General features: G+C 48.9%; 19 protein-coding genes. 1 reads left to right on the top strand and 18 read right to left on the bottom strand.

The genetic code is table 11. The annotated features are described in order from the left end of the window. Positions 1-99 precede the first annotated feature (99 nt). The gene (locus SB752_RS29615; RefSeq protein WP_410719048.1) at positions 100-1,755 is read left to right on the top strand and encodes a family 10 glycosylhydrolase; all 1,656 of its coding nucleotides are present in this window, start codon (positions 100-102) and stop codon (positions 1,753-1,755) included. 105 nt (positions 1,756-1,860) lie between these two features. On the opposite strand, the gene SB752_RS29610 is transcribed toward SB752_RS29615, so the two are convergent. The 18 genes from SB752_RS29610 to SB752_RS29525 form a co-directional block, all read right to left on the bottom strand. Next, the gene (locus SB752_RS29610; protein ID WP_410719047.1) at positions 1,861-2,796 is read right to left on the bottom strand and encodes a hypothetical protein; all 936 of its coding nucleotides are present in this window, start codon (positions 2,794-2,796) and stop codon (positions 1,861-1,863) included. Beyond that, on the bottom strand, positions 2,762-3,349 hold the full coding sequence (locus tag SB752_RS29605; protein ID WP_410719046.1) for an RNA polymerase sigma factor: 588 nt from the start codon (positions 3,347-3,349) through the stop codon (positions 2,762-2,764). Before SB752_RS29605 ends, SB752_RS29610 begins: the two co-directional genes overlap by 35 nt. Before the next feature lie 177 nt (positions 3,350-3,526). Next, complete coding sequence (locus tag SB752_RS29600; protein WP_410719045.1) at positions 3,527-4,462, bottom strand: hypothetical protein; 936 nt, start codon at positions 4,460-4,462, stop codon at positions 3,527-3,529. After that, a complete protein-coding gene (locus SB752_RS29595; RefSeq protein WP_410719044.1) occupies positions 4,428-5,012 on the bottom strand; it encodes an RNA polymerase sigma factor in 585 nt (194 codons plus the stop codon). The genes SB752_RS29600 and SB752_RS29595 overlap by 35 nt, the downstream gene beginning before the upstream one ends. Positions 5,013-5,127: 115 nt before the next feature. Next, positions 5,128-6,222, bottom strand: coding sequence for a nitric oxide synthase oxygenase (locus tag SB752_RS29590; protein WP_410719043.1), 1,095 nt, complete (start codon positions 6,220-6,222; stop codon positions 5,128-5,130). A 234-nt stretch (positions 6,223-6,456) separates the two neighbouring features. Further along, the gene (locus tag SB752_RS29585; RefSeq protein WP_410719042.1) at positions 6,457-6,825 is read right to left on the bottom strand and encodes a response regulator; all 369 of its coding nucleotides are present in this window, start codon (positions 6,823-6,825) and stop codon (positions 6,457-6,459) included. Beyond that, positions 6,818-8,587 (bottom strand): hybrid sensor histidine kinase/response regulator, encoded by a 1,770-nt coding sequence (locus SB752_RS29580; protein WP_410719041.1) that lies wholly within the window; start codon positions 8,585-8,587, stop codon positions 6,818-6,820. The genes SB752_RS29585 and SB752_RS29580 overlap by 8 nt, the downstream gene beginning before the upstream one ends. Continuing rightward, on the bottom strand, positions 8,584-9,657 hold the full coding sequence (locus tag SB752_RS29575) for an HD-GYP domain-containing protein (RefSeq protein WP_410719040.1): 1,074 nt from the start codon (positions 9,655-9,657) through the stop codon (positions 8,584-8,586). The genes SB752_RS29580 and SB752_RS29575 overlap by 4 nt, the downstream gene beginning before the upstream one ends. A gap of 191 nt (positions 9,658-9,848) precedes the next feature. After that, entirely contained in the window at positions 9,849-11,927 is a 2,079-nt protein-coding gene (locus tag SB752_RS29570) for an ATP-binding protein (RefSeq protein WP_410719039.1), read from the bottom strand. 265 nt (positions 11,928-12,192) lie between these two features. Next, the gene (locus tag SB752_RS29565) at positions 12,193-12,531 is read right to left on the bottom strand and encodes a cupin domain-containing protein (protein WP_410719038.1); all 339 of its coding nucleotides are present in this window, start codon (positions 12,529-12,531) and stop codon (positions 12,193-12,195) included. Between the two features lie 39 nt (positions 12,532-12,570). Next, positions 12,571-13,563 carry an ABC transporter ATP-binding protein gene (locus SB752_RS29560; RefSeq protein WP_410719037.1) on the bottom strand — a complete coding sequence of 331 codons (993 nt, stop codon included), beginning with the start codon at positions 13,561-13,563 and terminating at the stop codon, positions 12,571-12,573. Next, the gene (locus SB752_RS29555) at positions 13,556-14,551 is read right to left on the bottom strand and encodes an ABC transporter ATP-binding protein (protein ID WP_410719036.1); all 996 of its coding nucleotides are present in this window, start codon (positions 14,549-14,551) and stop codon (positions 13,556-13,558) included. The genes SB752_RS29560 and SB752_RS29555 overlap by 8 nt, the downstream gene beginning before the upstream one ends. Before the next feature lie 13 nt (positions 14,552-14,564). Next, positions 14,565-15,884, bottom strand: a complete 1,320-nt coding sequence (locus tag SB752_RS29550; protein WP_410719035.1) for an aspartate aminotransferase family protein — start codon at positions 15,882-15,884, stop codon at positions 14,565-14,567. 13 nt (positions 15,885-15,897) lie between these two features. After that, the gene (locus SB752_RS29545) at positions 15,898-17,085 is read right to left on the bottom strand and encodes a DUF885 domain-containing protein (protein ID WP_410719034.1); all 1,188 of its coding nucleotides are present in this window, start codon (positions 17,083-17,085) and stop codon (positions 15,898-15,900) included. Positions 17,086-17,091: 6 nt separating this feature from the next. After that, positions 17,092-18,027, bottom strand: coding sequence for a succinylglutamate desuccinylase/aspartoacylase family protein (locus SB752_RS29540; protein ID WP_410719033.1), 936 nt, complete (start codon positions 18,025-18,027; stop codon positions 17,092-17,094). 16 nt (positions 18,028-18,043) lie between these two features. Continuing rightward, complete coding sequence (nikC, locus tag SB752_RS29535; protein WP_410719032.1) at positions 18,044-18,883, bottom strand: nickel transporter permease; 840 nt, start codon at positions 18,881-18,883, stop codon at positions 18,044-18,046. Between the two features lie 12 nt (positions 18,884-18,895). Then, positions 18,896-19,879 (bottom strand): ABC transporter permease, encoded by a 984-nt coding sequence (locus SB752_RS29530; RefSeq protein WP_410719031.1) that lies wholly within the window; start codon positions 19,877-19,879, stop codon positions 18,896-18,898. A 54-nt stretch (positions 19,880-19,933) separates the two neighbouring features. Next, on the bottom strand, positions 19,934-21,553 hold the full coding sequence (locus SB752_RS29525) for an ABC transporter substrate-binding protein (protein WP_410719030.1): 1,620 nt from the start codon (positions 21,551-21,553) through the stop codon (positions 19,934-19,936). Positions 21,554-21,563 lie beyond the last annotated feature (10 nt).

Here is a 21,563-nt window from a genome sequence, read left to right as displayed (position 1 = left end):
CAAATATCTTCCCTATCAACCGTAACAAAGCGTTATAATAAGCGTCTAACGTTTATTAAGAGTTTTACAGCAAATAATACCTGTCGGAGGATTCGCAAAATGAAGGTGCGTAAGTGGTTTTTGCTTTTGCTTATGTTCGTACTATGTATTCCAGCAATGGGGGTATCCGTGCAGGCTGCACAGACTTCTCCTGGTATTAGCATCTTTTTGGACGGCCAACAAATCAAAAGTGACGTCGCTCCGTACATAATTCCAAAAGTCAATGTAACGATGGTTCCGCTCCGCGTCATCAGTGAAAGCTTGGGAGCTGAGGTTTATTGGGATCAAAACCTGCAGACAGCAACTATTTTGAAAGACAATATCGTATTATCCATGGTTATTAACCAGAAGCAAGCGTTGGTAAACGACAGCACGATTCCACTGGATGCTTCTGTCGAAAACAAGCAAGGACGAGTCATGGTTCCGCTCCGCTTTGTTTCCGAACAGTTAGGCTTGCAAGTTAACTGGGAACAGGCAACACGCACCATTACCTTGCTCACAGGCAATGTCGCTGTTACACCACCCACTCCTCCGCAAGACATTATTGGCGGCGGAACGAATGGATCAGGCACCACACCAAATGATAATTCGAACGTTCCTAGCATTCCGGTAAATACGACGAATGGCCTGCGTGGTGTATGGGTATCCACTGTGTACAATCTAGACTGGCCTTCTACAGGCTCGTATGGGAACCAAGCGAAGCAGCAGCAGGAATACATACAGCTGCTCAATGAGCTGCAAGCGATGGGCATGAACGCTGTTTTTGTACAGGTGCGCCCTTCCGCTGATGCGCTGTATCCGTCTTCACTTGTACCATGGTCCAAATATTTGACGGGTACACAAGGGAAAAATCCTGGTTATGACCCACTCGCTTTTATGGTAGAGGAAACACATAAGCGCGGCATGCAGTTCCACGCCTGGTTCAATCCGTTCCGTGCCAATGTTGACGCGAAAACAGACCAGCTTGCAGCTAACCACGTAGTGAAAAAACATCCTGAATGGATCGTCAATTCCAGCAACAAGCTCTACATCAACCCAGGTATTCCACAAGCGCGCCAGGCCATTATTGCCGAGATTACCGAGGTTGTGCAGCGCTATGAAGTCGACGGGGTTCACTTGGACGATTATTTCTATCCTTCCAATGGAATCTTTAATGACGAAACAACCTTCAAGACGTACAACAGCAAAAATATCCCGACCAAAGCAGATTGGCGCCGCGACAATATCAATATGTTCGTCCAACAATTAAATCAGTCTATTAAAAACACCAAGCCTCACGTACAATTCGGAATCAGTCCTTTTGGGGTGTGGAGAAATATCGCGGTCGACAAAACAGGCTCAGACACCAAAGCAGGTGTAACCGCCTATGACAACATGTATGCAGACGTGCGCACCTGGATTAAACAAGGCTGGATGGATTATGTGACACCGCAAATTTACTGGAGCCTCTCTTTTGCTCCTGCCCAATACGACAAGCTCGTAACCTGGTGGTCGAGTGAAGTACGCGGCACCAATGTGAAGCTGTACATCGGACACTCTCCGTATAAGCTCGGAACAGCAGAAGCAGGCTGGCAAAACTCTCAAGAGATTATTAACCAACTGGATTACAATACGCAGCATCCTGAGGTTCAAGGCAGTATTTTCTTTAGTGCAAAGGACTTGCGGAAAAATCCGTTGGGACTTCTTCAGGCGCTGAGCAGCTACTACAATCGCTAAGAAAACCTGATCAGAGCATAAGCATTTGAAAAACAACAATCCCCCTGAGCCAGTAGCAGTGAGAAGCTGCAGCACAGGGGGATTCATTATTATCAGGACCTTTGCTTACTTTGCACCAGGTAATAAGGCTTTTACAAACTTCTCCACGTTGTTTTTGTTAAATTCCTGCGAAGAGGACAATACTTCATACCGTACCTTTTTCCCTTCGACTTCCATGACCCACATAATCTCCTTATCAACTCGATCTCCCCGATCTTCCTCACTGTAGAGGACCTCCATTTCACCCACTTTGAGTTTTACTTTGCTTCCATTACCCGGGTCCACGACATAAACCGTGTTATCCTCCATTCCTTCAAAATTGGAGATATAAACATCAACGTAGCTTTCCCCTGCTTTGTACGTCATATTTACATAATCAAACTGATCTTTCAATTTCAAAGGCAGTAGGACATACTCTTTCTTACTCGTCTGCGCCTGCTGATACAACGCTTCTTTATTGTAGACTGCGTCAATGCCAAACTCGACCGAGCCGCTCTTAAAAGCAAAGCCTCCTGGCAACGTTTCAGGAACAACTACCTTATTGGCTACCTTTTCTCGCATGGACAGAGGATCGGTAAACGTAAATGGGCTCGAGAGAATGGTGACCTGTTGTTTCGGGTTATTAGGCACGATATATGCGACAACAGCAGTTCCAGGGGCCAAATTTTCCTCAACCTCCCGACGTTTTGCTTCATAAGCCTCCTCATTGGCATCCAGTTCATCTACAAGTTTAACATTTGTTTTTGAACTGTCTTTCTCCTGGTAGATAACATCACCCTGTGGATTTTTCAAATCGTAATATTGAACAGCGGCATAGCCAGTTGTGATGCTTGCAAGCAAACCAATTGCGACGAGAATACTAACTTTGTATTTCACAAAGAAACCCTCCTTGTTTTGTTTGATTGTTTTCATGACTTGATCGGTAATATCAATTTGTTGTGGGATACGCGGGTCGTTAAATAGCTCTTTAATACTCTCGCGTGATTCGTTTGGACTCATCATGCGCCGACCCTCCCTTCTCTAGCGGAGAGTAAGCAGACCGAAATTTTGCGGCAGTGCGCTCAAATTTCTTCCGCAAGCTTGCGGCATTTTTGTTCAAAATCAGGGAAATTTCATCATACGTTCTCTCTTCTACCCCCCGCAATAACAGGAGCGTTCGTTCTTCGATTGAGAGTGTAGCCATAGCGAGATAGACTTGCTCACTGAAATACACGTTTTCGATATGCTCCTCGATATGGGATTGATTTACTCCAGAGCGCTCCAAAAACGGCAAAAGACGAGCCCATTTTCTTTTGCGAATCAAATCTATGCAATGATGATAAGCAATTTTGTATAGCCAAGCAGCGAATGGTACGTCTCGATTGTATTTTCTTATATGGCGATACGCTTTGATAAAAACTTCCTGGGTTGCGTCTTCCGCTTCGAATCGATTCCCTAAAATGTGATAGCAGTAGTGAAAAATGGGAACTTGATAGCTTTGCATGATGTTTTCATAGCGGTCTTCTGCACCTTGAATGATTTCATCCAGGAGTTCTTGAACTTCTTTCCTGTCCACTCTCTCCCTCCTTCCAACTGGTATAACGTACCAGGTCACCACTTGTGTGACATCACGGCAAAAAAAATTTTCGAACTATCCGTAGAGAGGCCGCTTTTAAACTGATAATCCCCCCGAACCAGCAGCAGGCAGACGCAACGGCACGAGGGGATTTATCCTATTGGCTGATACTCTTCCTTACTTCGCAGCAGGTAAAAAGGCTTTTACAAACTTCTCCACGTTATTTTTGTTCAGGACCTCTCCGCTCGAAGATACCCGATACTGTACTTGTTTCCCCGCGGTTTCCATGACCCACACAATTTCCCGGTTAATCCGGTCTCCCCGATCTTCCTCGGTATACAAAATCTCAAGTTGACCCACTTTCACTTTTTCCTTTTTCTGTTTGTCGAGGTTCACCATATAGACTGTGTTTCCCACGACATCATCAAAATTGGAGATGCGGACCTTCATATATTTCTCGCCAGCTTGGTAATTTACATCTACATAGTTCATATCATTCGTTCGCTCTAACGGTTGCTTCACATATTCTTTCTTGCTGCCCTCCGCTTGCTGATACAGCGCCTCTTTCTTGTATTCTCGCTTGATCACAGTCTCGACTCTTCCATCCATAAAGACAAAGCCTCCAGGTAACTTCTCTGGAACTACTGCTTGATTTCTAAGCTTTTCTCTCAATGCTGCAAGGCTGGTGTATTCAAACGGTTTCGAGAGATCAACGATATGTTTCTTCGGGTTATTCGCCACAATATAGACAGCAAAGGCATCACCTGGCTGCAGACTATCATTAATTTCCCACTGCTTTTCTAAAAAGGCCTGCATCTCGGGATCTGGTTTATCCATGATTTTGACATTCGATTTGGAAACATCCTGTTCTTGATAAATAACCTCTCCCTGCGGATTTTTCAATTGGTAGTACTGCATAGCAGCATAGCCTGTTGTAATACTTGCCAAAAGCCCGATGGCGACTAAAATACTCACTTTGTACTTCACAAAAAAGCCCTCCTTGTTTTGTTTGATTTGATCCATGACCACAGAGGTGACGTCGATTTGCTGCGGTATGCGCGGATCAGTAAATATCGCTTTAATACTCTCGCGCGACTCGTTTGGTCTCTTCAAGCGTCACCCCTCCCTTCTCAGACGGAGAATAAGCGGTACGGAACTTGGCAGCCGTACGTTCGAATTTCTTGCGTAGGCTCGCCCCGTTTTTGTTCATAATCAAAGCGATTTCGTCGTAAGTCTTTTCCTCAACCCCGCGCAGCAAAAGAAGCGTACGTTCTTCTACAGAAAGAGTAGCCATGGCTTTATATACAGCCTCACTAAAATACGTATTTTCAATATGCTGCTCGATGTCTGACTGATTTTGCTTGGTCTCCAAAAAGGGCAACAGGCGGAGCCATTTCCTTTTTCGAATGAGATCAATGCAGTGATGATAGGCAATTTTATAAAGCCATGCGGCGAATGGAAATTCCCGATTATATTTTGTGATGTGGCGATACGCTTTGATAAACACCTCTTGTGTGGCATCTTCCGCTTCATATTGATTTCCCAGGATGTGATAGCAATAGTGAAAAATCCGCTCTTGAAAGCTTTGTAAGATCTCTGCATAACGGTTTTCCGCACCCTGAACAACCGCATCGAGAAGCTCGTTTATTTCATTCCGTTCCACTCTCTTCCTCCTTTCAACTGGTATAACGTTCTACACACTCCTTTGCGTGACATCGACTAACAAAAAAATACTGCGAACAAAAAAATGCTCGCAGCAATCGATGTACGCTATTGATTTATTCCTTAATACGCGGTCTTTCCTGGTAAAAGAAATTTGGCGTCTGCATCGTATTATCATAAGCTCGATGAAAAATATGGGTAGCCGCCGGCGAGACAGGAGGAATGAGCCACATCCAATCACCAGTGACTGCGCGACCGCATTTCTCTTCCCTTTCTTCAAATCGCCTAAACTGCTGGCTCGCCGTATGGTGATCAACAATCGATACACCTTGCTCTTTAAAGGAGTGCAGCACAGCTACATTCAGCTCCACCAGCGCTTTATCCTTCCAGAGCGTGGCTTCTCTACTGGTGTCGAGCCCCATGAGATCAGCTACTCTGGGCAGCATGTTGTAGCGCTGCTGGTCAGCCAGATTACGTGCACCTATCTCCGTTCCCATGTACCATCCGTTAAAAGGTGCCGTTTTATAATGGATGCCACCGATTTCCATGCGCATATCGGAGACGATCGGCACCCCGTACCATTTCAGGTCGAGATCAGTAAAGCCCGCAATCTCAGGATGAGTAATGGCTACCTCTACCACTAGCTCCTGCGGGATTTCAAAAAACTTCGGTCGCTGCTCTCCAATCTGGACAACAAGTGGCAGTACATCAAAGTTTGTCCTTGCTCCCTGCCATCCCAGACTTTCACACAGCTTGGTCAGCTCGATAGACACTGGATCTCCAATCATACCGAATTCCGTCTCGTAGCCTGCGTAACGGATTAACTGGTTGTTCCAGATCCTTATTTGCGGCTTGTCCGGCTGAGTAGGGGCAAATACAGTAATTGTAGGTCGAATCTTCCCTCCGTTGGTGGCAAAATCAATGTGGCGAAGGAGTGCCTGCGCTACCTCCTCTTCTGTTTCTAACTGCCGTTCATCAAGTACCTGAAGCGATTCCCAAAAAAATCGCCCAATGCATCGATTGCTGTTACGCCAAGCCATTTTGGCACCGTGGCACAGCTCCTCAGCCGTATGCTCATAATATCCTTGTGAGGTAATCAGCTCGCGCACTTCTCGTACACGCTGCTCGGTTTCATCTATCGTCTTGTCTAGCTCGTTATAGCATACGCGGATAAACTGCTGGGCCGCTTGTATTAGTTGATCGTATTCCATAGTACCCTCTTTTCCCACTAAAAGGTGCCTCACTGTTTTCGCCCTATCAGATGTACCCTCATTATAGAATACCGAACAGCTATTACCAATCTCCCATACATTTGGTCACAGATTCTCCCCTTTTTGGATTCATAGTATGTTGCGGCTAGAGGCAATTGCAAACACGCAGAGGATAAATCGAAAACAAAAAAGAGGCGGGTGCCATAATATGCGCCTGCCTCCATTGTGTTGACACTACTCTTCTTTTAAGTGATGCTGCAGCTTTTCCAGCAACCGACTCCACTCTACCGGCTTTGTATCAAAGTCGTCACAGCCTGCGGCTAACGCTGTTTCACGATCGCTTGCCATCGCATGTGCTGTCAGAGCGATGATCGGGATATGCTTCGTTTGTGGACATGCTTTTAACTGACGTGTCGCGTCCCACCCATCCAGTACTGGCAGGCTCAAATCCATCAGGATCAGGTCCGGCAGCTCGTATTTTGCTGCTTCCACTCCTTCTTGACCATCCACCGCGATAATCACCTCGTAGCCCTTTCGCATCAACCTGCGTGAGAGCATGTCACGATTCATTTCGTTATCTTCTACAAGCAGTATTTTACGCATCTTTAACCTCGGTTTTTCGTTTTTTGCCCTCTAGAGAAGCGATCATCAAAGCACGAATTTCATGGAGCAAAGCTTCACGCTGAAAGCTCCCCTTTTGTACGATTCTCTCTACGTATCCATTTAGTCGCAGTCGATCCTCCGCCGAAATGTTCTTGGCTGTCACGACCACAACCGGAATGGAGCGCCATTCTTCACGTTTGCGCAGCTCCGTTACGAATTCGAAGCCATCCATTTTCGGCATCATTAAATCTAGCAGGATCAACTGGGGAAGCGCTTCAGCTACACTTTCCAAAGCAATCCGTCCATCTGCAGCCCGCTTTACCCGATAGCCTTCTTTTTCGAGCATTTTGGTCATCATGTGACTGGTCGCATCATCATCCTCGATCACCAGCACTGTCTTGGTGTGGCGCTCTGGCAGATGCTTGTCCAAAACGGACACGAGCTTGTCACGATAAACCGGTTTAACCAAAAATTCTGAGGCACCCAAAGCATATCCTAAATTTTTGTCGTCGGTCATGGAAATCATGATAACCGGGATGCTCGCCAGCTCCGGATCATTTTTTAATGCAGTCAAGACGCTCCAGCCGTCCATTCCCGGCATCAGTACGTCGAGTGAAATCAGGGTAGGTCGCAGCTCTCTTGCCAAGCGAATACCTTCTTGCCCATTTGACGCAAGCACGACAGAGCAGTCTTCCTTGCTCAAAAAGCGTTGCATCAGTTGGAGCATCGCCGGATCGTCATCGATTACTAGCACGATTTGGCTCCCTGCCTGTACCTGTGTCGCGAATTGGGTAGCAATGGGTAACGCTTCGTCTCGATACTTACTTCGAGTCGGCAGCCAGACGATAAACATAGTTCCTTTTCCGAGCTCACTATCGACTGTAATGGTCCCACCCATGTATTCGCACAGTCTTTTGCTGATAGCCAGACCCAATCCCGTGCCGCCATATTTACGGGTGGTAGATGAGTCAGCTTGCTTGAATGCTAAAAAAATGTGCTCGATCTGCTCCTGAGACATACCAATCCCTGAATCCATTACGGCTATACTGATTCCTGGATTTTCTGCTTGGGCCTCATGTCTGACAGTCAGTGAGATCGTTCCGTTTTGGGTGAATTTACTCGCATTGCTCAGCAGATTGAATAAGATTTGCCTGAACTTTGTTATATCTGTCTCGATCGTTCCCTCTGGATACTCCACTTCCAGATGATTGTGATTTGCCTCCACTAATGGCGTAACCGTGGCCAGCACCTCTTCAATCATCTCGGGAATATCGACGTTCTCCAAAAACAAGTCCATTTTGCCTGCCTCAATCTTGGAAAGATCGAGTATGTCATTAATGAGAGAAAGCAGATGCTTTCCCGCGTGGTGGATTTTGCCCAGGTCATCTGCAAAGCTCTGTTCGTTCATATCCTCTGCTTCTTCCCTCAGCATTTCACTGTAGCCGAGAATCGCGTTTAATGGCGTTCGTAATTCATGACTCATATTGGCTAGAAACTGGCTTTTGATGTGACTTGCCGCAACCGCTTCATCACGCGCTTTCGACAGCTCTGCCGTACGCTCCTTGACCAACTCTTCCAATTGATCATTTAATTCTCGCAGTTCCTGATTGACGTAATAAATCTCCCGCGTCTTCTGTTCAGCGATTTCTTCTGCTTCCTTGCGGGCTTTTTTCTCACGTTCAAGCTGCCTGCGCAGAAGGTCTATTTCCTGCATCCCGTCACTTCCGTTCTGTGAGGATAAACCGAGCGGCCGTTCCTTCATCGGTACATCGTCCCTTCTACCTCTAGGACCGAGGACTGTTCTTCTTCCCCTACGATCTGGAGGAAAGCATCAACCACGTGCGGATCAAAATGCGCTCCACGCTGCTTCTTTATTTCCGCTAACGCTTCTTGTCGCGTCCAGGCTCGTTTATATGGGCGCTCATTCGTCAGCGCATCGTAGAAATCTGCCAATGCAACGATTCTGCCAGCCAGCGGGATATCTTCTCCCTTTAGCCCATTTGGATACCCCGTTCCATCCCACTTTTCGTGATGGGTCATCGCGATCGTCTGCGCCAGCTGTAGCACCGAAAACTGGCTTCCTTCCAAAATGCTTGCACCAATGGTCGTATGTTCCTTCATTCGCTGGAATTCCTCAGGAGTAAATCTGCCGGGCTTCAGCAAAATCTCATCAGGGATTCCGATTTTTCCGATATCGTGCAGCGGTGTCGCCCGTTTAATTAACCGTACGTCCTGTGGCGACAAACCAAGAGCTACTGCGATTTCTTCTGCCATCTGAGCCACACGAATCGTATGTTGACCCGTATCATCATCGCGGAATTCTGATGAGCGAGCCAGCAACTGTAAAATTTCATTCTTTGCTTTCTCAAGCTCCATTGTTCGTTCCTGTACACGCTGCTCCAAGCGGTGATTTTGATCCTGCAACTGCATATGGTAGAATCTCGTGCGCAGCAAGTTGTTAATCCTGAGCACTACCTCCGTTTTATCCAGTGGCTTGGTCAGGAAATCATTCGCTCCCAAATGAAGGGCCTCTTTCTTCGCCTCCTGTGTCACATCGGCAGTCAGCACCAGAGTTGGCAAGTAGTCACCCTCTGGTTTGAGCTCCTGCAATCTTTTCAAAAGAGTAAACCCGTCGATTTCAGGCATATGTAAATCAATCAGGATAATATCTGGCTGGAGCTCATTGTACAGCGGCTCCATCTGCTTCGGGTCAGTCGTACAGTGCAAATCAGTAAAACCTGATCGCCGAAGTATACGTTCTAGCAAACTAAGATTATATTCCTGGTCATCAACAATCAGAAAGGTTGCATTCGTTCTCCATACTTCATTCATGTCTCATCCTCATCCCATCTTGACTCTATCTTGTGAACCAGGATGCTAGTCTAGTAGACGCATGTTAGACCTAACCAAAAGCTGCTGTTTTCACGTTTCACGCTCTGATTATAAGCGATTACCAGGACTTCTTACACAGGTTTTTCCTCATAGAAAAAAGAGACCTGTCATAGGCCTCTATCCTTATCCCTTTAGTCCTGTTCAGCCATTCGTGTCCCAACATTTAGAAAAATTCCCATAAAGTTTGCTATCGCGATGTTCAGATGACGGTAAAAGGTAGCTCTGCTCATATTGCACGACCGGGCGGCTGCAATCGGATTATCCGGATGAACCAGATAAGCGGCGTTTAGCAGCTCACGGTCTTTACTAGACAACCAAGTCGATTCAGTAGAGAAAAGAGCTACAATTCTCTCATATAAGTCCGTCACATTCTCTACGTCGTGAAATTCAGATACAAAAGCTTGTAAATCAGCAGGTTCGTGCAAAGAAGAAAGCAGCTTGCGGACCCTCTTTTTCGTCAAATCAGAGGTGGGTGTCAGCTGGGCAGGCGACTTGGTTTTCTCCGAGAAGAATGACATGATCCAATCACCAAACTGTCCATGGCGAAAATCCAGCTCCAACACATCTGCTCTCGCATAGGAAGTATCACAGCTTCTGGTTTTTGTCGCCCGTATCAGAAAGCCGAGCTGCTGCAGAAACACTTTCAAATCAGAGTTGGTCGCCACTAGCATGACTCTCGCACCTTCTCCAATTAGGGACAAGCGATCTAATGTGAGCAGGCCCACCAGTTCCTCTCGGCTGAATCCGGGAAGCTGGTTGGTCGCCGCTCCAAGTACCGCATAATACGTATCTGCCTGGTCGTGTTCACACAGCAATTCATGTGGTTCACAACATTCCGCCATTTCAGCCGGAAAATATTTGCTCATAAACTCCCCTGTATCTTTATGGATCATTACCCCGATGAACATTCCAATCGGTAGTCCATCTGCTCCACGCAGGACGGCAATACTTTCTGGGAAACGATCAGCCAACTCACTTAGAAATTCATGGTAGTTCTCACTCTGCCATGGATCTACGCTGTACTCGCACCATTGACGCAATAACTCGTGCAGCACGGGCAAATCCTCCTCAGCACGAATCGATTCCAGAGGCGAGATCAGGGAGTCAACCGTCAAATCGGCATATAGTCGATGGAGCGGAAACGAATCCTTGGTAAGCTGCAGCATCTGAGAGGTGATGATCCTCTTATTTTGCGGCTTCGCCTGTTGTAATTGCTGATATAAAATCGACGCGGCTTTGGCTCGTAGCAGATGCAGGCGCAAAGGCTCGCGCTGCCGGAAATCACGCAGCAGATGCATCCGGGCCAGATCATGCAGAGACAACCCCTCGGGTGTAGAACGGACAAAGGACATCCCCTTCAACAGCTGATAGTCTGCTAATGCTACGGTCTCACCCAGAACAAGAGAAAGGATCTCCTGATTGGCATATTGCAGGACGACCAGCACATCAACGAGTGGCTGCAATTTCGCAAGCGTCAGCTCGCGTAAGATATGGGCGCTAATCGTTTGTGAAACAATCTGCTTATCCTCAGCTGATAGACGTTTTTGCTGAATCAGCGCTTCCACGGATAATGCCAAAGCAAGCGGGTGCCCGTCAGTCGAATGAGCCAGTTCTCTTGCCATGTCCTTTTGAATAGGACCTGCTGATAAAATGAAGTCAATCGCTTCTTTATGGGAAAAATGGACAAGCGGCAGCTCCTGCAGATGCTTCCCCCACTGGGAATGGGTTTGCCATGCCGTAGATAAGATTGATCGTGATGCTAGAATCACTACAATGCCGGTAGATTGCAGCTTGGGCAAGAAAGCTTCGAGCAGCCAACCTTCCAATAAGGAGAGGTTATCAAAATTATCGATGCATAGCATGATCCGTTGCTGCGGACTTGTCTGCAAAAGAGGTTCAAGCGGATGGGAGTAGGTCCGGTCCCAAAATTCCAGGGAAACCGCCGCCGATATATATTCGAGGAAGCCAACTGGCGTCTGTGCGCAAGAGCGCCCATCCAGCCACAAGCATTTGGCATTTCGCTGTCTTGCACTGTGCAGCAATTCTGCAAGCAAGCTGCTTTTTCCGATCCCGCCGATCCCCGTTACGGAGAATATGCGCAATGGCGCCTCAGGGTCATCTAACCACTCATTCAGTGAATCGCGTTCTTCTATTCTGCCGATGAATAGCTTCCTGCTTACCCCTGATCGAACCTCTTGTGTTGGATTCATTTCTTCCCACCATTTTTCATTTAATTTTGTCTAATCCGAATAATTGTACCATTCCCCAATTTATCTGTACGTAAAAACATTGAGACAAAGATGAGATTACGCTGAGACTCTCGGTCTATTTAGAAGTATAAGCGGATGCTCAGCGCAATTCTGTAACGGCCGTTACAATAAGTAAAACAAAAAGTGGCCCGCAAAAGGCCACTTCTCTACGTGCGATACTTCCTTTCATACTACCGAGGAAACAAACAAGGTTCTATTTAGGTTTCTACGACCGTTTGACTAACGCCCAAACCAATACGCAATCTTCCTCTCCATCGTTGTAAACGGCGTGCGCTTCTCCCGCGGGTATGAGCGTCGAGTCCCCGGCATGAATGCGATGCATTGTTTCTCCAATGGTTGTAAGCATCGAGCCTTTGACCAGGATCGAATACTCGTCTTCATCATGTGGCGCGAGGCCAGAGACGGGAATTCGGGAGCCTGGAGGGATGGTTACGATGCCAAAGCGAGTTTTGCCACCCTCCATGATGTTAAAGGGCAGCATCGTTTTGAGCACGACATCAGGTACAGCTTCTGCCTGTACTTCCTGTCCACGAGCGATCAACATACACAGCACTCCTTTTTTTCTTAGCGATTACACGAAACACTATGCGTACAAGTGGCACGCTACCAGCTGACCGTCCGATGCCGTTTTGAGCACAGGCACTTCTGTTTTGCAGATATCCATGCAGCTGGAGCAGCGTGTGTGAAACGTGCAGCCCGATGGTGGCTTCGCAGGGCTCGGCACGTCCCCGCGCAAAATGATCCTCTCCCGCTTCTCACCAGCTACCTCAGGTACAGCAGACATCAATGCTTGCGTGTAAGGGTGCAAGGGTGTTTCAAAAAGCTTCTCCTTCTCCGCAAGCTCAACGATTCTGCCCAAATACATGACAGCTACCCGATCCGAAATATGGCGCACCACCGATAAATCATGGGAAATAAACATATAGGTGAGCTTGTACTGCTCCTGCAAGTCCTGCAAAAGGTTAATGACCTGTGCTTGAATGGAAATATCCAGGGCAGATACAGGCTCATCCGCGATGATTAGCTGCGGCTGCAGAACGAGTGCCCGTGCGATCCCGATACGCTGCCGTTGTCCACCGGAAAATTCATGCGGATACCGCTTGGCGTAGCTCGGATTCAGTCCCACATTGTTCAGCAGCTCCAGTATCCGGTCGCGTTGCTCCCCCCGCGAGCCCATGCCATAAACCAGCATCGGTTCCATCAACGTGCGCTCAATCGTCCAGCGCGGATGCAGCGAAGCGTACGGGTCCTGGAAGATCATCTGCATGTCCCGGCGAACACTTCGCAGTTCTCCTTTAGACAGGGAGGTCAGCTCCTTGCCAGCAAAACGAATCGAGCCCTCGGTCTCCTGCAACAGCCGAATTACCAAACGGGCTGTTGTCGATTTGCCGCAGCCTGACTCCCCGACGATACCGAGCGTTTCCCCTCGCGAAACAGAAAAGCTGACACCGTCCACTGCCTTTACCGTGCCAACGGTGGTGGAGAAAACTCCCTTTTTGATCGGGTAGTGCTTTTTCAGTCCGCTTACTTCGAGCAAAGTTTCATTGCTTGTGGTTGCTTTTGGCTGATCATGCATGCTGCGCTCCTCCTCCCTCGCTTACGAGCCAGCAAGCAGCCTCTGAAGCTGGTCCTGCGGCAAACAGTCCCGGCAATTCCTCACGACAACGATCGGTTACATGCAGGCAGCGATCCGCAAAACGGCAGCCCTTGCCCCATTGCAACGGAGGTGGTACCTGACCCGGGATATAATTCAGGCGATGAGTGGTTTTCGCATTTTTAGGCAGAGAGGCGAGCAGCCCCTGGGTGTAAGGATGCTGGGGATTGTCCAATATTTCTCGGACGGGTCCCTTCTCCACAATCATCCCTGCATACATGACGATGACCTGATCGCACACTTCGGATACGACGCCCAAATCATGCGTGATCAGCATCATCGACATGCTGTGCTTGTGCTGCAGCTCTTTCATCAGCTCCAAAATTTGCGCCTGGATCGTCACGTCCAATGCAGTCGTCGGTTCATCAGCAATCAACAGCTCCGGATCGCAGGCCATTGCCATCGCGATCATGACACGCTGCCGCATACCCCCTGAGAGCTGATGGGGATAATCTGAGATGATATCCTCTGCACGGGGAATCCCTACCATTTTCAGCAGCTCAACTGCTCTCGCCTTTTGCTCGGATTTGCGCAGCTTCGTATGAATTTTCAGCGCTTCCATAATTTGATTACCTACCGTATACACCGGATTGAGCGATGTCATCGGCTCCTGAAAAATCATGGAAATCCGGTTTCCGCGAATCTCACGCAGCTCCTTTTTACCGAGGGAGAGCAGGTCCTTGCCCTTGAACAAAATCTGTCCGCCGCTCACCTGACCTGGCGGCTTGATCAGTCCCATGATGGAGAGGGACGTGACACTTTTGCCACATCCCGACTCGCCGACCACGCCAATCGTCTCGCCCTGTCCGATTGTAAAGGATACCCCATCTATGGCATGAAACGATTGCCCCTGCGAACGGAAGGTGGTTCTCAGGTCCCTGACTTCCAAAACAGGTTGTTGGCGCTCCATAGTCCTCCCCCTTTTACTTCGCTGCTTTTGCGATCGCTACTTGCTCCAGGCTCTCGTCCATATCCGCAACAAACTGTTCCAAAATCGCGTCATCATGTGCCATCGAGATGGCATGATGCAAGAGATAGTTTGGCAGGCAGTACACCTGCTTGCTGCTCAAATGACTGATGAAACGAGCATAATCTGCTTTGTCAGACGCTTGTGCTTCCCGGTAGTTGGCAATGGATTCATTGGTAAAGTACCAGTGGAAATGTCCTCCGCGTCCCTGCATTCTCGCCGCTACCCCGTGCTTTTGCGCCAAGCGATCAAATTCACTGATCAACTGCGCAGTCCGTGCCTGCAACGTATCAAAAACGCGTTTTTCCTTGTACAGCTCCATGAATGCCATGGATGCAGCCAGTGATACTTGATGCCCATTGTAGGTTCCGATAAAGGAGCAGGTTCCTTTGCCCGGAGTGACGGTTTCAAAGATTTTGGCTTTTCCTGCGACGGCTGCCAGCATGTACCCGTTGGCAATCGCTTTTCCAAAAGTAGCCAAGTCCGGTACGACCCCATAATGCTGCTGAGCTCCACCCTCGCTGTCGCGGAAGCCCGTCAACAGCTCGTCAAAGACAAGCACGATATTCAGTTGGTCGCACAAGCGGCGCAGCCCTTGCAGATATTCTTTTTTCGCCGGGATGTATCCAATATCAATCATCGTCGGCTCAATAATCAGAGCCGCAATTCGGTGCTGGTTGGCTTTCAGGAGCTTCTCGGCTGCATCCAGGTCGTTAAATGGCAGAACCAATGTAGTTTCTACGATCTCTTTCATCAATCCGCTCGTACCTGGCAGTGAATTCGGTGCCGAATGATCTCCAGCTTTGGTCATATCCGGCCACGTGCTCACGTACACCGCATCATGCCAGCCGTTATAAGCACCCTCGATGACTGCCACATGCGGTTTTCCTGTATAGGTACGCGCCATCGTCATCGTGTGCATAGTCGCCTCGGTGCCTGTATTCGTGTAGCGCACCTGCTCCGCTGTTTTCACCAGGGAGAGGAAGGATTCCGCTGCTTTTACACTCAACTCGGTTTCCAGTCCAGTCACGATGCCACTCGTCATATAGGAAGCCATGCGCTCATTGAAATCTTTGTCGTTATGCCCAAAGATGACAGCGCCATTGCCCATGACTACATCAAGATAACGGTTGTTGTCGAGGTCCCAGATGTAGGCTCCATCGCCTTTTTTATAATAGAGCGGGTGCGGAGAACGAAAACGGGAGTTGGAATGAACGCCGCCAGGTACCGATCGGTTTGCTGCTTCGTATAGTTCCTTTGATTTTGTGAAATCCATGTTGACCACCTCTTTAGACATATTGTTTTACTGTGTCAGCCGACAGCATGCTTTTATATAGGAACTGATAGAACTGGTTATGCTCACTTGGAGCCAGTCGGCTGTATGCTTCGTATACTGCTTCGTTGCCGCGCCAGTAGCTGTAAATGAAGGGTGCTCTTAGTGTATGGGTCACAAAGCGCAGGCGAGAAGCGATCCAGTTGTCTTCGCCAAAAGCAAATTCTTTCAGATAGTGACCTGCCTCCTCGGAGGTCTTGCCCTCGGCGTGAATCATATGGGCCGCATTCATTCCGGAAATAGAGCGTATCTGCTGATAGATTTCATAAATATGATCATCGACAGTGTAGCCCCAGCTAATAAAGCGCATGCCGTTGTCTGCGATTCCTTCGAATACAGAGCTGGAGGCGGTATTGGTGATGACGAGTCCGGCATCCAGCGGCAGCTCGCCTGCTTTTACCCCGAGCTCGCGAATGTACATATGTGTCGTATGACCAGGGAAGCACTCGTGCGTGACGAGATGCTTAAGTCCCTCGTACGTGTAGGCCAGATCGCCATTGAGATACATCTTGCCGTTTACGTAGTCGCAGTAGGCATTGTAAGGAACGCCGTAAACGATTTCAGGCGTCACTTCTACATCTGCCATTTGCGGAAACATCCGCTCTGCTACGAGCGCCCGCGCTGTCACCAGCATTTCTCGCAAGACCGAATCAAGCTCTTTTGCCGGAACGCGTCGATCTGCCTCCCATGCTGCTACCTTTTGGGCAAGTGTTCCTTGGTACCCACGCTGTGACAACACTCTGTCCAAACGCTTATGAAGCGTTTTTTGCTCTGCACTCGTCACGGGATTTTCATTTACATACAAGAAGTATCGCACTTTTTCCCTGAAGGCGATGTCTGCACCCGCGCACCAGTATGCAAGTGCATCGAGCGAGCCAATCTGCTGCTGCATGTAATTTCGGCGCACCTCGTCAGTGATTTTGGCATAATCGGCAAGCAGCCCGCGCAAATCCTCGCGCACCTCAGTCCAGCTCGTATAGGAATGGGGAGTAACATCCGTCAAATTAATCGGCACGAGCCCTTCTCGGTCAAAGGAAGCCTCGTTCGTTGCGCCATTTCCATTTCGATACAGATTGTCCATCCCCAGCACGATACGGCAGTAGGTTTCGGACAACTGCATATCCCGCTCATTTCGCAAAGTCACTTGTGTTTACGCCTCCTCGGCAGTATCCAGATTTCCGATCATGAATCCATAGTCGCCGGGATTTACCTTGTGCAGATTGCCGCGCATCAGAATCACCAGATTACGCTCAAAAGGAGTATGAATGACTTCCAGCTCCTCAAAGGTTTGCGGGTTGTACGTACGAGACAACACCTGCTTGCCCTCAATCACAGAGCCTACTGCGCTGAAATCGAAGCCTGGCACCAAAAGGCCGCCTTGTGTCGGACGAATGATCTGGATTTCGGTCATGACGACTTGCTTCGGTGCAGGCACGACTTCACCCGGCAGCATTTTCAGATGACGCATGCAGTTGAAAATACCTTCTACGCCGCGCTCTACCGCTTGCTCGTAGTTAGGACCTCCGCCTACCTCTACGGTCACGCTAGGTATGCCCTTTGCCGATGTATACGTAGCTGTCGTTCCCTCGTATGGATGAGCCGGACGGTACAGCACCGGAAAGTTAAAGGCACGGGACAATGCTTCATCATTTTGGATGTACACATAATCAACGATCGGTACTGCTCCACCAGCATGCAGGTCAATATAGGCGTCGATCTTATCGAGGAAATTGGTCACGATCGCATGTGCCATTTGATCGGTCACCCAGCCCTCTGGATCGCCCGGGAATACGCGATTGAGGTTGTTCATGTCCAGCGGCGTGTTGCGTGTCAACGATTCAAATGCAAGTGGATTCGCTACCGGCATGATCAGAACCGTACCGGACAACTCCTCTTCGTTCAGACGATCATAGACGCGGCGCAGGATTTCTGCCCCAATGATTTCATCACCGTGGATGACAGCGGACAGACCGAGCACAGGTCCTTCTTGCTTACCGTAGATCGTATGCAGCGGCAGTGTTACTTTGGCTCCGTTGGACAAGTGAGTAACCGGGATTTCGTTGTATTCGCGTTTTACTTGGTTCATGGGTTAAGCCTCCTCATTATTTTCGTTTCAATTTGGTATCTGTCAGGTCACGGATGCCATCGCCCAAGAGATTGAAGCCGAGCACCGTGAGCATGATCGCCACACCCGGGTAAATGGATAGATGAGGCGCATCCTGTAAAAATTTCATGCCAAATGCCAAGGTCCAGCCCCAGCTGGATTCGGGCGGTTGAATCCCGAGCCCCAAAAAGCTGAGTGTCGCTTCTGCCACAATCGCCTGTCCGAGCCCCAGCGTCGCAACGACGATAATTGGCGCCAAGCAGTTAGGCAAAATGTTGTACACGATGATGCGAAAATCGCTGGAACCAATGGTGCGTGCAGCCTGGACGTACTCTTCTTCCTTAATGGAGAGGACGGTTGCCCGTACAAGTCTCGCATAGCTCGTCCAATACACGAGAGCTAACGCGATGATGACATTTTCTATTCCTGGACCGAGGGCCGCGACGAAGGCAATAGCAAGCAGCAGCACCGGAAAGGACAAGACGATATCGACAAAGCGCATGATCACGGTATCAATCCAGCCGCCATAGTAGCCGGAAATCAATCCGAGCGTCACGCCGATGACCAGCGCCAAACTGACAGAGACGATCCCTACCTCCAACGAAACCTGCGCCCCGTACAAAATACGCGTGTACAGATCGCGCCCGAACTGATCGGTTCCCAGCAAATGGCCGCCTTCTAGCGGATCAAGTAATCTCTCTCTAACATTCATTTCATAGGGGTCATGCGTGGACAACAGTGGTGCGAGAATCGCCGCCACCACAACGGCAAGCACGATGATTCCCCCAATCAACACAGCCTTGCTTTTGGCTGCGGTGCGAAGCAGATTGACGTTCATCAGCCTCCCTCCTTATCTCTGCTGTATCTTGGGGTTGACGACAGCGTACAGAATATCGACGATCAGATTCGTGAGCGCAAACAGGAAAGCGATAATAAAGACACTGCCCTGTACCACTGGAAAATCGCGTTGGCTGATCGCTGTAATCACTAATCGACCGATGCCAGGCCATGCGAAGACCGTCTCTGTGACAATCGCGCCACCCAGCAGGTTTCCAAATTGGAGTCCTACAATCGTAATGACCGGAATCAAAGCATTGCGAAACGCATGCTTGACGATCACCATGAATCCGCTTACACCTTTTGCTTCAGCCGTTCGCACATAATCCTCTTTGAGCACCTCAAGCATGGTAGAACGAACCATCCGGGTAATCAGCGCTGCGCTCATGACCCCAAGCGTCAAGGCCGGCAAGAATAAGCTGCGTAAGCTTTGGATCAGATCGTAAATGTTTCCTGTCGTAATTGCCGTCCATAATGCGTCGGTAAGAGGCTCGCCACGTCCAAAGGAAGGGAACCAGCCCAGATTCACGGACAATCCGATGATGAGCAGCATGCCCATCCAGAAAACCGGAATCGACACTCCCAGCTGCGCAAAAAACATGCTGATGTAATCGACCCAGGAAAACTGCTTTACCGCAGACAAGATCCCAAGCGGAATGGCAATGACGAGTGCGATAATCATCGCGAGAAATGCCAGCTCCAAAGTGGCAGGAAGATGCTTCGCAATCAGTGACAGGACAGATTCATTCTGAAAAATGGAATGCCCCAGATCACCCATCGCCACGTTTTTCAAAAAGGTAAAGAGTTGGACATACAGTGGCTCATTAAGCCCCATCAGGTTGCGCAGCCGCTCAATCTCGCTCTGGCTGGCATCCTGCCCAAGCAGCACCATCGCCGGATCACCCGGAATCATGTGCAAAAGGAAAAAGACAATGATGGAGATACCAATGACAACCGGCACCATTTGGAACAATCGTTTTATGAGATACGTGACCAAAAGGATCGCTCCTTACGCTATAAGTGAAGCGGGGGAGGAAATCTCCCCAGCCACTTATTTATTCACTTCCACATCTTTGAGGTTGTACAGGCTACCTTTCGGGTGTTCCTTGAAGCCAGTGAGCTTGTTGGAGTACATTGCTATGTAGCCCTGATACAAAACAACATCGTAGGCTACTTCCTCCGTAACCGTTTTTGCTATTTCCTGATAAATCTTGGCACGCTCTGCCTGATCTAGTGAAGCGCGTCCTTTATCCAAAAGCTCGTCAACCTTTGGATTGTTGTACTTGCCGTAGTTATTTTCACTTTGCGACTGGAATTGTCCGTACATAGCGCGATCAGGATCAACCAGGCTGAGCCAGCCGAGCAGGGCGATATCAAATTTTTGCGACATCATGTTTGCGGAGAATGTCGGCCACTCTGTTGTGGAAACCTTCGCGTCCACTCCTGCCTTTGTGAACTCGTTTTGCAGGAATTCTACAGTTTGAATCCGGTTCGGGTCTTCTGTATGTGTAGACAAGGTTACGGTCAGCTTTTGGCCATCCTTGTCCAGGAAGCCATCGCTGTTGGTATCCTTCCAGCCCGCTTCAGCGAACAGTCTTTTTGCCTCAACTGGATCATGGGAGAAGCCTTTGATGCTCGGATCAAATGCCCAGGATGGGGGAATCAACGGCGTTTCGCCCGGTTTATCCATTCCTGCGTAGAGACTTTCGGAAATCAGCTTTTTGTCTACCAGATGGGCAAAGGCTTGGCGTACTTTTACATCAGACAGAATCGGATTGGTCGTGTTGTAGTTGAGGTAAGTAAAGCCCAGTCCCTCTGTTTCGACCACGGTAAAGTTGTTATTGTTTTTGAGTTTGGTGATGTCCTGTGGCGAGAGCGGCGAATGAACGAGATCGACATCACCTGCTTCCAGAGCGGATACGCGTGTCGTATTGTCCGGAATGATGAAGTAGGTCAGCTTTTTGGTTTTGGCAGGGCCTCCCCAGTACTGCTCATTTGCTTCAAAGGCGATCTTGCTGTTTTTGTCCCATTTCACCATTTTGTAAGGGCCGGTTCCCACGGGATTGAAAGAAAAGGCTTGCGGGTCCTTCTCCGCCAAATGCTTCGGAACGATGCCCAGATCGAGGTAGCTCAGCAGTGGACCATATGGCTGCTTCAGCGTAAATTTGACGGTTGAATCATCAATCACATCTACGCTGGCGATCGGAGCGTACAGCTTTGCATACGGTGCCTTGAAGCTCGGGTCAAGCAGCGAATCATAGGTGAATTTCACATCTTGCGCGGTAAAAGGCGTACCGTCATGGAAGGTTACTCCCTTGCGCAGTGTAAACACCCATGTAGTCGGATCAGGATTTTCCCATTTCTCTGCCAAGGAAGGCAGCGCTTCCATTTTGTCGGAGAGTCGGATCAAGCCATCGAAGACAAGATCCGTTACCCGAGCCGCTGTCGTATCACGTGAGAGTCTTGGGTCCATCGTTCCGGCGTCTACATCCAGTCCAATTTTCAACTCATCTGACTTGACTGCTTGCTCGCCTTGGCCTTCTGTTGCTGTTTGCGGTGTACCTGCTTGGGAGCTGCTGCTGTTCTCTGGTGCTTTGTAGCTGCACCCAGTCATCGCTGCTGTGACTAAAAAAGCGATGGAAACCAGTGCGCATAAGCCTTTCTTTTTCATCTCATGAGAT

Source organism: Brevibacillus sp. SIMBA_040, from assembly GCF_046535075.1.
Classification (GTDB): domain Bacteria; phylum Bacillota; class Bacilli; order Brevibacillales; family Brevibacillaceae; genus Brevibacillus.
This window is presented reverse-complemented; position numbering and strand designations above follow the sequence as displayed.

Excerpts from the sequence above, each read along its gene's own strand:
- SB752_RS29615 (WP_410719048.1), top strand. The coding sequence starts at position 100 with ATGAAGGTGCGTAAGTGGTTTTTGCTTTTGCTTATGTTCGTACTATGT.
- SB752_RS29610 (WP_410719047.1), bottom strand. The coding sequence starts at position 2,796 with ATGATGAGTCCAAACGAATCACGCGAGAGTATTAAAGAGCTATTTAAC.
- SB752_RS29590 (WP_410719043.1), bottom strand. The coding sequence starts at position 6,222 with ATGGAATACGATCAACTAATACAAGCGGCCCAGCAGTTTATCCGCGTA.
- SB752_RS29585 (WP_410719042.1), bottom strand. The coding sequence starts at position 6,825 with ATGCGTAAAATACTGCTTGTAGAAGATAACGAAATGAATCGTGACATG.
- SB752_RS29580 (WP_410719041.1), bottom strand. The coding sequence starts at position 8,587 with ATGAAGGAACGGCCGCTCGGTTTATCCTCACAGAACGGAAGTGACGGG.
- SB752_RS29575 (WP_410719040.1), bottom strand. The coding sequence starts at position 9,657 with ATGAATGAAGTATGGAGAACGAATGCAACCTTTCTGATTGTTGATGAC.
- SB752_RS29570 (WP_410719039.1), bottom strand. The coding sequence starts at position 11,927 with ATGAATCCAACACAAGAGGTTCGATCAGGGGTAAGCAGGAAGCTATTC.
- SB752_RS29565 (WP_410719038.1), bottom strand. The coding sequence starts at position 12,531 with ATGTTGATCGCTCGTGGACAGGAAGTACAGGCAGAAGCTGTACCTGAT.
- SB752_RS29560 (WP_410719037.1), bottom strand. The coding sequence starts at position 13,563 with ATGCATGATCAGCCAAAAGCAACCACAAGCAATGAAACTTTGCTCGAA.
- SB752_RS29555 (WP_410719036.1), bottom strand. The coding sequence starts at position 14,551 with ATGGAGCGCCAACAACCTGTTTTGGAAGTCAGGGACCTGAGAACCACC.
- SB752_RS29550 (WP_410719035.1), bottom strand. The coding sequence starts at position 15,884 with ATGGATTTCACAAAATCAAAGGAACTATACGAAGCAGCAAACCGATCG.
- SB752_RS29540 (WP_410719033.1), bottom strand. The coding sequence starts at position 18,027 with ATGAACCAAGTAAAACGCGAATACAACGAAATCCCGGTTACTCACTTG.
- nikC (WP_410719032.1), bottom strand. The coding sequence starts at position 18,883 with ATGAACGTCAATCTGCTTCGCACCGCAGCCAAAAGCAAGGCTGTGTTG.
- SB752_RS29525 (WP_410719030.1), bottom strand. The coding sequence starts at position 21,553 with ATGAAAAAGAAAGGCTTATGCGCACTGGTTTCCATCGCTTTTTTAGTC.